Origin of the sequence: Okeania sp. SIO3B5, assembly GCF_010692555.1 — a bacterium.
Lineage (GTDB): Bacteria > Cyanobacteriota > Cyanobacteriia > Cyanobacteriales > Microcoleaceae > Okeania.
This window is the reverse complement of sequence record NZ_JAAHHG010000343.1, coordinates 1-10,723: the sequence shown is the minus strand read 5'-3', so window position 1 is coordinate 10,723 and position 10,723 is coordinate 1. Positions and strand designations below refer to the sequence as shown.

The 10,723-nt window shown below is 36.6% G+C and carries 7 protein-coding genes and 3 pseudogenes; 5 read left to right on the top strand and 5 right to left on the bottom strand.

The window, feature by feature from the left end:
* A partial coding sequence (locus F6K54_RS31150; RefSeq protein WP_293086558.1) for a hypothetical protein occupies positions 1-193 on the top strand: 193 nt, incomplete at its 5' end.
* A 676-nt stretch (positions 194-869) separates the two neighbouring features.
* The gene (locus tag F6K54_RS31145) at positions 870-1,028 is read left to right on the top strand and encodes a hypothetical protein (protein ID WP_293086555.1); all 159 of its coding nucleotides are present in this window, start codon (positions 870-872) and stop codon (positions 1,026-1,028) included.
* Between the two features lie 412 nt (positions 1,029-1,440).
* Here the strand turns inward: F6K54_RS31145 and nusB are convergent, their stop codons facing one another.
* The 3 genes from nusB to F6K54_RS31130 form a co-directional block, all read right to left on the bottom strand.
* Positions 1,441-2,064 carry a transcription antitermination factor NusB gene (nusB, locus tag F6K54_RS31140; protein ID WP_293086552.1) on the bottom strand — a complete coding sequence of 208 codons (624 nt, stop codon included), beginning with the start codon at positions 2,062-2,064 and terminating at the stop codon, positions 1,441-1,443.
* A 196-nt stretch (positions 2,065-2,260) separates the two neighbouring features.
* On the bottom strand, positions 2,261-2,980 hold the full coding sequence (locus tag F6K54_RS31135; RefSeq protein ID WP_293086549.1) for a DUF502 domain-containing protein: 720 nt from the start codon (positions 2,978-2,980) through the stop codon (positions 2,261-2,263).
* Between the two features lie 693 nt (positions 2,981-3,673).
* A complete protein-coding gene (locus F6K54_RS31130) occupies positions 3,674-4,912 on the bottom strand; it encodes a transposase (RefSeq protein ID WP_293086547.1) in 1,239 nt (412 codons plus the stop codon).
* A 225-nt stretch (positions 4,913-5,137) separates the two neighbouring features.
* Between F6K54_RS31130 and F6K54_RS31125 the strand changes: the two are divergent.
* From F6K54_RS31125 to dnaG, 3 genes and pseudogenes are all read left to right on the top strand, one after another.
* Positions 5,138-5,272: pseudogene (locus F6K54_RS31125) on the top strand (CHC2 zinc finger domain-containing protein); the annotation flags it as partial.
* A gap of 593 nt (positions 5,273-5,865) precedes the next feature.
* Positions 5,866-7,725: a group II intron reverse transcriptase/maturase gene (gene ltrA, locus F6K54_RS31120; protein WP_293086541.1), complete on the top strand. Its 1,860-nt coding sequence runs from the start codon at positions 5,866-5,868 to the stop codon at positions 7,723-7,725.
* Between the two features lie 66 nt (positions 7,726-7,791).
* Positions 7,792-9,663 (top strand): annotated as a pseudogene (dnaG, locus tag F6K54_RS31115) (DNA primase); the annotation flags it as partial.
* Positions 9,664-10,285: 622 nt separating this feature from the next.
* Here dnaG and F6K54_RS31110 read toward each other — a convergent pair.
* Both F6K54_RS31110 and F6K54_RS43290 read right to left on the bottom strand, forming a co-directional pair.
* Positions 10,286-10,537 (bottom strand): annotated as a pseudogene (locus F6K54_RS31110) (pentapeptide repeat-containing protein); the annotation flags it as partial.
* Between the two features lie 105 nt (positions 10,538-10,642).
* A complete protein-coding gene (locus F6K54_RS43290) occupies positions 10,643-10,723 on the bottom strand; it encodes an HNH endonuclease (RefSeq protein ID WP_366558156.1) in 81 nt (26 codons plus the stop codon).

Genomic DNA, 10,723 nt, shown 5'->3' with positions numbered 1-10,723 from the left:
TGGGAAAAAAGCGGTCTCCGGATGGATGGGTTTCCTAACCATATCCAATCAACCAAGAGAAGAAATAATATCTCCTGATATTCAATCAAGAGCGGTTTTAATCAAAGGCAATTATCCATTATCCATTATCCATTATCCATTATCCATTAATGAACTCACGCTTCCTCAAAAGTGCTGTAAGGATTTTTTTTAGCATTTCTGTAATCTCAAAAGCTTATCTAATTGTTCCATACCTTATGAGTTTTGGTCTGAGCTGAACCGTATTGGGACTTAAATATTTTTTAGTTATAAATTCTCTATTATTTATATAGTGCTTACTGATTAAATCTAACAGTATTTACAGATAAAGGTTTTAGCCTTTTTACAGCGAAAAAAAATGCAAATCTTTAAGCTTTAGCGACCAAAAAATTAGGATAAAAGGCATAATAATTGCAGAAAAATCAAGGGATAAAATATCTGACTACTCCTATAAATTCCCCATTCATCCTGACTCCTGAATCCTACCTCATACCTCATATAAAAAGACTTTTTAAGCAAATCCTATATTATAGTTTTATACCAATTTTAAAAAAGAATGTCATAAATAATAAGTGTAATTAAAAAAAACCGTGCAGAAGATGTTCCTTAGACTTTTCTTTTTACCGAATTATTAATTATTAATTATTAATTATTAATTATTAAATAATTCTGGTTTAAAGCCTCCCCATTTTAAGGGGAAAAAAAGCGGTCGAGGGATGGCGAGGTCTCCTCACCATATCCAATCGACTAAGAGAAGAAATAATATCTCCTGATGTTCAATCAAGAGCGGTTTTAACCAGAGGTAATTATCAATTATCAATTATCCATTATCCATTATCAATTATCAATTAATGAATCATTTCTTCTTCTTTGTTTCTTCTGCTATACCAAACTATTTAGGGTTTGCTGAAAAAGTCTTGTGGGTGAGGGTAGGAGACAGGAGACAACCCACCCCTCGCCCCTCCCCCTCCGGTGGAGGGGAAGACAGGAGACAGGAGAAATGGGAATGAGCGAGGAAGTAGGAGTAAGAATTTTCCCTTGATTTTTCTGTCCAACTCTGGCCTAAAATACTAACTTTTTGAGCGTGAAGAGCTAAAAACCAAGGTATTTCAGACCTAAAAAGGCTAAAAACTTTATATGTAAAGACTTTTAGATTTAATCAGCAAGCCCTATTTATAGGCAATATTTATCAATTTGGTATTAATGCTAGTGTAGCACTATAGTTTTTTTACATAATTATTGTCAAAGCAAAGACCTTAATTTTAACTTTTGACTTTAACTATATATAGCAATCTAAGCAAAGGTTAGGAAATATCAAAAGCTTAAAACTCAGACAAAATAATACTTTTCCTTCTTGCTTCTTGCTTCTTGCTTCTTCCTTCTTCCTTCTTCCTTCTTACTTCTTCCTTCTGCTATAACTCTTCAAACTAAATTAATTTTATTTACCACTCTTCGCAATACCCCATTAATAAATCTATACCCATCTTCACTACTATAACGCTTGGCTAATTTTACAGCTTCATTAATTGCCACTTGTTCTTGAATGCCAATAAACATCATTTCTACCACTGCAATTCTCAGAATATCTATATCTATTCTAGGCAAACGTTCTATTTGCCAATCTACTATTGATTCTCTCAATAAATTATCAATTTCCTCTTTATTATCATTCACTTTTATCAGAATTTCTAAAGCATATTTGCGAACTTCTGGTTGATTAGTTAACTGAATTAGTTCTGGTAATTCCACAGCAGTGCCAATACGATTAATTGCCGTTTGACCTAACTCTACTGCTTCGTGTACCATCGAACTTGCACTTTGGACATCACTAGCACTAATTTGACTATTGAGGAGGCGATCGCTCCCTCTCTGTAATTCTGCTGCTGCAGTTTCTAAAATATCTTGGACTTCAGTTCTAAGAGTCCTAACTGCTGCGAGTATAACTTCTTGAAGTTGCTTTTTTTCTAGACTGCCTGAATTTGTTGGTAATTGACTTAGACCAAGCAGAGCTAGTTCGCGAGCTGTGGAGCGAGGAGCTTTGTTCATAATTTTTGATAATCTTTTATCTTTTCAGTAGTGGGTTTAGTACCCAACTGTCAATAGAGGTGCTGAAAATTGTTCAGGGTTATCAGACACAGAGTGGCCAATCATTGACTATCATCATGCAATTAAACCTTCTGCCTTCTGCCTTCTGCCTTCTGCCTTCTGCCTTCTGCCTTCTGCCTTATTCAATATAACTCGTTCAATCCTCTTCAGTGGAAAATTTTTGATAGTCTTCTCTATCTAAAAGTAGAGGTTTGAGTCGATCATTTGAGTTTTTTTCTGGACGTACTGATTGATTTGGAGTTACTATTCCACCTGATATGAGAACTTTAAACGCATCTTCCACTGACATTGAAACGTTAATCACATCTTTTTCTGGAACTATGGCATACCAACCAGATGTAGGATTAGGAGTAGTGGGAATAAAAAGACTTAGCATTGAGTCTCCTAGATGAGATTTAATTTGACTACTAATCGTACCAGTGACAAAAGCTATAGTCCAAACTCCCCGACGCGGATATTCTACAAGTACCACACGACGAAATTTTTCGTTAGAATCCTTGAGTAGAGTTTCTAAGATTTGCTTGAGAGTGCCGTAGACTGAACCTGCAAATGGAATAGCTTGTAGTATTCGCTCGCCTACATCTAATAACCATTTTCCTGCAATGTTTCGGGCCATTAACCCAATCACTAGAATACTTAGCAATGGTACTGCTAGTCCTACTAAGAAATTTAGTAGACCCACTAAAGCTGGGTGTAAACCATCGAAGGGATTGATTTGTTTAGGGATCTTGGTCAAAAAATCTATTACCCACCGAGCAATAGTTATGGTCAACCAAATTGTTGTAGCCAATGGTATAACTACCAGTAGACCTGCAATTAGGTCGTTTTTTAAATCCTGCCTTATGCGTTGGAACACTGCTTACCCATTTCCTTGTAAATTGCTAGATTAAGAAAATATCTAGCTTGAAACCAATTTTTTTTAATTTAATTTTTATAGTTCTGAATACTTACAATTATTAACAACTGTCAAGAATTGTTGCAACTCTAAATTAAAATCAAAACTGGACTAATTTTAATCATCTAAAATATTCAGAGATATTTTTTACCACTTGTCCATAGGAATAATTGCACTGACAGTCGTGGTTAATTTCCAGATGATATTGCATAAGTTTATATGGTAAAACAATTTGTCTGTTTTTCTCAACTTTAGATTTCGCCACATAAGTCACAGGGATCAAAAGCAATAGAAGAGAAAAGGGAAGAAGTTAAAAAGATTTAATGTTAACTGTTGCAAAAGTATTCTGTTTAGAAGTTCTATTTAAGTTGTAAATTTTTGCTAGGAGAATAAAACTTTTATACTTAAAAGGGAATAAAAAATAGAGGAAGATGATTGATAGAGAATTTTTTTGGGTCAAAAATAATCATCTAGCTTCACGCCTAAAATTAAAACACTATAGCTGTCTTAAATAGGTTTTGAACAAATTTTAGTTACTTAAATACTGAGGATTATTTATTTTGATATGTAGCTAATATTCATCTTCTATCTAAAATAACTATTTGACATCCTCTCCCGTTAAATCTCGCGATTATAACGGGAGATTCCTAAACCTCACGATTTAGGGTTACTGTTTGAATGGCACTTATCTAGACTGTTGCCAGTCCCCGACAGTACGCCTACACAGTCAATTTGTTGGACCACGACCTGCCCGACCGCAGTGACACCTCGATGACAAATCACTTTTGCTGCTGCTACATCACGGTTGATTTCGTATTGGCATTCAGGACATTTATGAATACGTTCAGACAAATCTTTTTTACCTGTATGCGCTCCACAGTTTGGACAAATTTGACTGGTATATCTGTAGTCTACTTTGCCAAAATATACCCCTCGTTTCTTGCATACCCAAGCCAAGATACTAAAGAACTGACCAAACCCTGCATCTAAAGTATGCTTACCTAACATTCCTTTGGCCCATATTCTCAAGTCTAAGTCTTCCACAAATATCATTCCAGCTTGGTCGCATAAATGATGAGCTAGTTTAAAGTGAAAGTCTTTTCGAGTATCTGAGATTTTTTGATGAAGTCTTGCTATCTTTTTGTTAAGTTTATATCGATTTGCAGATCCCTTAGATTTTAGCTTTAATCTACGTTGCTGTAATTTTAACTTGCTTTGTAGTTGGCTTAAAAATTTTGGACGTTCAATCAATTCACCTTCAGAAGTTGCTAAAAATTTATCAAGTCCAATATCAATTCCTAATGGATGTCCTGAAGCTGGAGTATCCGGAACACTGACAGGACTTTGTAGAGATAACATGACAAAATACCCACTTGCTCGTCTGACTACTCTTACCTGTTTCAGTTTAAATCCTTCTGGTATTGGTCTAGATAATCTCATCGGAACTAATCCAATTTGGGGTAGTTTTATATACTCATTTGAGATGGGATTATTTTTAAACTGAGGGAAGACAAAGGACCGCATTCTGTACTTGTTTTTAAAGCGAGGAAAACCATAACCTTGCTCTTTCATGTTGTTAAATGCTTTTTCCAAATTCTTGAGAATTTGTTGTAAGACTTGAGCATTTGTTCTTTTCAGCTCTGGGTTAGTCTTTTTGGCTTTTGTTAAGTTGGCTGCTTGTATGTTGTAGTTAGGGTAAGGTGCATCCGCAGGGATTATGTACTCTTGATGCAATGAGCAAGAATTAACCGCACATTTCCTACTGTTAATCCAGTCTTTGCGCTCTCTCAAGGCATAATTCCACACCTTTGTGCAGACTGCCAACATATCTTCTATGATGGCTATCTGTTCTGGAGAGGGGATTAACTTAAATTCGTAGGTTAGTGTCAGCATATTCTTGTTATATCATGATTCTATCTCAATGGGGTGCTGGCTTGTTTGTTTGGTCGCGATTCCGAACCCGGTAAATCTGAGATTATACCGGGAGTCCTTTCGCTCCATTTCAGATAGATAGACTACAATGGTCAAAGCATTATCCTACTCCCTACTCTACTCCCTATTCCCTAACCTCAAATAATTTTCTAGCCTACTTAAACAAAAACCGCTGCAATAAGTTCTATGAAAAATTATCGTTTTCATCAAGATACCATTACAGAAGTAAAAGAAAGAGCTGACATTTATGATGTTATCTCAGAGCATGTTGTATTAAAAAAACGAGGTAAAGATTATGTAGGATTATGCCCTTTCCATGAAGGTGCGACTCGTTGGCCACTAAACTAGGAAACTAGGTATAAATGGCCGTTCCAAGTCAATACATGAGGACGACCTCGACTTGTGAATAACTCTTATGTCCTTGGTGGTGAAATTCCATCCGCCTTGTTGTTGGGTTGACAGCATAGACCACGGGGTAGCGACTGAACATCAATCTCCGAAGCTGGTTTAAAAGTGGGAAAATACCAGTTACCAGGAACGATACCGCGAGCAAAGGCTGACAAGTGGACGAACAGAAAGGTAATAAAACTCTCGTGAAAAGGAACCATCTCAAAGGTAGCTAGGGGATGTGGGACGAAAGTCAGAGGGTCACTGGATATAGATATCTTCGTGTCTGTATCAACAACCATATTGAACCCTCCGGGAGATTTTACCCCACTAAATCAGCCGTAATAAAGGCATAAGGGAACGAGGAAACCTCTCTAAGACACCTAAGAATATAGGTCGAGAACTTAGGAAGCCATTCAAGGTCAATCTACGCAACTGGACGTAGGTCTTAGGGAGAGTAGGATTGGATAAAAAGCAGTAATGCAGACTTATCCACTGTTAGACGTAATGTAAGGCAATGAATAGTAATGAATAAAGCTCAGACACTGAAAAGAAGATTAGGAGACCCTAAGCCATTTTTAAGCGTAGCAAGGGACACAGGCGATATACCTTCGCAAATTTCAATCAATCCTAACCTTAAATGGAAGGATATAAATTGGAAGAAGGTAGAGAAATCTGTATTCAAATTACAAAAATTGATTTACAAAGCATCCAGCCGTGGCGAATTCCGCAAGATGCACAGATACCAAAAACTTCTTTTAAAAAGCTATTACGCTAGGTTGCTAGCTGTTAGGCGCGTGACACAGGATAACCAAGGCAAGAAAACTTCCGGGGTAGATGGAATCAAAAACCTGACACCTATACAAAGATTCAACTTGGTGAACCTACTTTCATCACGTTATCTCAAGGCAAGTCCCACCCGTAGAGTCTATATACCAAAGCCAGGGAAAGATGAAAAACGCCCGTTAGGCATACCTACTATGTACGATAGAGCGTTACAAGCCTTGGTTAAATTAGGTATGGAACCAGAGTGGGAGGCTAGATTTGAGCCTAATAGCTATGGTTTTAGGCCAGGACGGTCAACGCATGATGCCATTGAGGCCATCTTTGAAAGTATCAAGCGCAAACCCAAGTATGTGCTAGATGCGGACATATCCAAGTGTTTTGACCGAATTAACCACGATGCGCTTTTAGGAAAGATAGGTCAATCTCCCTACAGACGATTAATTAAACAATGGTTAAAGTCCGGAGTACTTGACAACAATCAATTCCTAGAATCTGTGGAAGGAACACCACAGGGAGGGGTAATTAGTCCCCTACTAGCAAACATCGCCTTACACGGCATGGAAGAATGTCTAAATGATTTCGCAAAGACCTTACCAGGGAACAAGCGGGACAATATTAAGGCATTATCCTTAGTACGCTACGCTGATGACTTTGTAATCCTACACAAAGACATCAAAGTAGTTTTACAAGCAAAAGTCGTGATACAGGAATGGTTAAACCAGGTAGGATTAGAGCTAAAACCAGAAAAGACCAAAATTGTCCACACCTTGGAAGAATATGAAGGGAACAAACCTGGATTTGACTTTTTAGGGTTTACGGTGAGGCAATGGAAACATAAGACAACCAACCAAGGGTTTAAAACGCTGATTAAGCCATCCTCCAAGAGCATTAAAACTCACTATCGTAAATTGGCGGATATATGTAACTCACACAAAACCGCTCCAACAGAGGCTTTAATAGCTAAACTAAACCCGGTAATTAGAGGATGGGCCAACTATTTCTCAACAGTAGTCAGTAAAGAAGTATTCACTCAGATGGATCACCTTTTATGGAAAAGACTATGGAGATGGGCAAATAGAAGGCATCCAAATAAGTCAACTGCATGGGTTAAGAAAAAGTATTTCCCCAGGGTAAAGGATACCAGAGATTGGATTCTTAACGATGGCGAATATATACTAAACCAACACTCAGATGTTCCCATCGCAAGGCACATCAAGGTTAAAGGTAATAAATCACCCTATGATAATGACTGGACTTATTGGAGTAGTAGAATCGGCAAATACCCAGGCGTAAGGAAAGAAGTCACAACGCTGTTAAAACGGCAAAAGAATAAATGTGCATCTTGTGGACTAACCTTTAGACCAAATGACCTAATTGAAGTTGACCATATAATACCAAGGTCTAAAGGTGGTGACAACACATATAAAAACAAACAATTGTTGCACCGACATTGCCACGATACTAAAACTGCCCTAGATAAAAAGACATACGCAGAACCAAAGTTACAGGATTTACCTGATGGATATTTATGGGTTGAAGATATGTTGATACTAAGGCAGGGGTGTACCCATGACAAGGGACGTTTAAGAGAGGAGCCGTGATGAGGTGAAAGTCTCACGTCCGGTTCTGAAGACGAGTCGGTTTGGTAACAAACTGGCTTAGTTTAACAAAAAACTCCTAGCTTTACTGTTAGTACCAGCAAACAAATGTACTACTGTTTTGGCTGTGGTGCAGGTGGTAATGTTTTGAAATTTCTGATGGAAGTTGGTAAGTCTTCTTTTAGCGATGTAGTGTTAGATTTAGCCAGACGTTATCAAATACAAATTAAAACGGAATCACCAGAAAATAGACAAGAGTTTCAACGTCAAATTTCTCTGCGGGAACAACTTTATGAAATTTTGGCAATGGCTAATAGTTTTTATCAACACGCTTTGAGACAATCACAGGGAAAAATTGCTTTAGAGTATTTAAAATCTTCACGTCAAATTACAGAAGAAACTATTCAAAAATTTCAACTGGGTTATGCTCCTAATGGTTGGGAAACTATTTATGGTTATTTGGTGGAACAAAAAGGTTTTCCCGTAGAATTAGTGGAGAAAGCAGGATTAATTTTACCTAGAAAATCAGGTAATAGCTATTACGATAGATTTCGCGATCGCTTGATGATTCCGATTAATGATGTGCAAGGTAGAGTTATTGGTTTTGGTGGGAGAACTTTGAGTGATGAACAACCTAAATATTTGAATTCTCCTGAAACTGAATTATTTGATAAGGGTAAAACTTTATTTTGTTTGGATAAGGCAAAAACTGCTATTTCAAAACAGGATAAAGCTGTGGTTGTAGAAGGATATTTTGATGCAATTGCTCTCCATGCTGCGGGAATTAATAATGTTGTTGCTTCTTTAGGTACGGCATTAAGTTCTATTCAAATTAAACAACTTTTACGTTATACAGAGTCTAAACAAATTATTTTGAATTTTGATGCTGATCGAGCGGGCATTCAAGCTACTGAACGGGCAATTGGAGAAATAGAAAATCTTGCTTATAGTGGGGACGTTCAACTGCGAATATTGAATATTCCTGATGGGAAAGATGCTGATGAATATTTGCAAAATTATTCTGCTGAAAAGTATCGGGAGTTATTAGAAAATTCTGCTCTATGGATTGACTGGCAAATTCAAAATATAATAATTAATAAAAATTTGATGCAAGGAGATGAATATGCTCAAGCAACTCAAGAGATAGTTAAAATTTTAACTAAAATAAATAACAACAACACTTTAATCAATTATCTTCAATATTGTGCTGAAAAATTAAGTCAGGGAGATCATACGAGAAACTATTTAATATATAAAAGTTTGTTTGACCAAGTTTTGGCTTATTGGAAAAAACTGATAGCTGAAGATGAGTTTTTACCCATACCACTTCTGATAGCAGAAAGGTTAAAACCTTCAGTTTTGAGAATAAAAAAGAAAATTAATAATTCAGAACAAGTTTTATCTCCACCTACAAAAAGTAGTTTATTAGAAGAAGCAGAATATTTATTATTGCGTATTTATTTACATTGCCCTAAATATCGTCAAGATGTAAAAGATGCAATGGAGGCTAGAGATTTACAGTTTAGTTTGTCTCACAATCGATTTTTGTGGAAACAAATTATTTATGTAGAAAATATGTCTGAATATCAAATTACTGACTCAGATGATTTAATTTCAAAATTGCAAGATAATTGTTTAGATGCTCCAGATAAACTATCAGAAGTAGAACATCTTTTTCATTTAGATGAAAAGGCAGAGAGAAATCTTCTTAGAGCGCCTTTAGAAATTCGCTCTACCATAGCAGCTATCGAATTAATTATGTGTAAAAAACGTCGTAGTGCTGTTTTAAGTATGTGGCAAAATACGGATTTATCTACTGACTCTGAATTGGCTAAAAAATACCAAGAAAAATTCTATTCAGAATCAGAGTGGATTCAGGAATTGGAAGGAAAGAGCGCGGACATATTAAAGGCTAATAGCAAATGTTTTAATTCATTTTAATAAGCACCTACGCAGAGCGAATCACTTGTCTTCAATATACATCAAAATTGACTGATAGGGAAAAATCTTGTATTTATTGCATATCAATACTTGTAGCGTTTATGAAAAAATTGCTCATAGAGGCGCGAAATCGCAATTTTTCCCTAAAATTTGGCTTTCGATAGCTCATTTGAACTTTTTTTGTCAAAATTAGTTTAAATTATAAATATATTAATCAATTAATTATAAGTTTAATTAATATAGACTAATTTATCTAAATTTTGGCACATGATCGGGACATAAATGCAAGTATAAACATTTTGGCTGCGGGACTCGCAGTATCAGTCTGTGGAGCGACTGTAAGACTCGAAGAGAGTAAATCTCGTTTATACGGTTACTATGTTAGCGTTTGCGAAGCATGACCATAGGAAAGATCCTCCGGAGGAGGAAACAAAAAGCCCCTAGTAGTGATGCTAGGGAATCCCGCGCTGTCTCCTGTATAGCAGCGTCGGGAGGATATCAATCCCTCAGTCTTGATAACTTCAAATCAAGCCAATATAGCGCTACGCATTAAGGTTAGGATATTTCTAAACCCTGAAACCCTTTAACAGTTTACTATTCCCTATTCCCTAGCGCTATAAAATTAATCACAAAAGAGCGTATCTCTTGTGTCATTACCCGTAATAGGATTTGTACCTTGAGCTATTTTACATAGTTCCTTTTGAGTATCTGCTCGTAAAAAAGCATCTGTAAAATCTGCTCCATCAATAATTGCACCACGGAATTGAGCATGAAAAGCAAAAGCACCCTCTAAAATAGCATTAGTCAAATTTGCTTTGTTAAAAATCGCGTTATCCAAAGTAGAATAACTCAGATTAGCTCCTGCTAAATTCGCTCCTTCTAGTCGAGTAGGATTGGTCTGTTACCAGACCTCACCCCTCTAAGAACCGTACGTGAGCCTTTCAACTCATACGGCTCAAGCCATACTTCAAGCCTTATTTCACTCGGATTTATGTACCTGCTTATGACACATTTTATGTAGGTGTATAAGGTTATTCACGTCATCTGAACCGCCTTTCAC

What these genes read in the sequence shown, in the direction of transcription:
- F6K54_RS31145 (WP_293086555.1), top strand. Translation starts at nt 870, where the DNA reads ATGAATCATTTCTTCTTCTTTGTTTCTTCTGCTATACCAAACTATTTA.
- nusB (WP_293086552.1), bottom strand. Translation starts at nt 2,064, where the DNA reads ATGAACAAAGCTCCTCGCTCCACAGCTCGCGAACTAGCTCTGCTTGGT.
- F6K54_RS31130 (WP_293086547.1), bottom strand. Translation starts at nt 4,912, where the DNA reads ATGCTGACACTAACCTACGAATTTAAGTTAATCCCCTCTCCAGAACAG.
- ltrA (WP_293086541.1), top strand. Translation starts at nt 5,866, where the DNA reads ATGAATAAAGCTCAGACACTGAAAAGAAGATTAGGAGACCCTAAGCCA.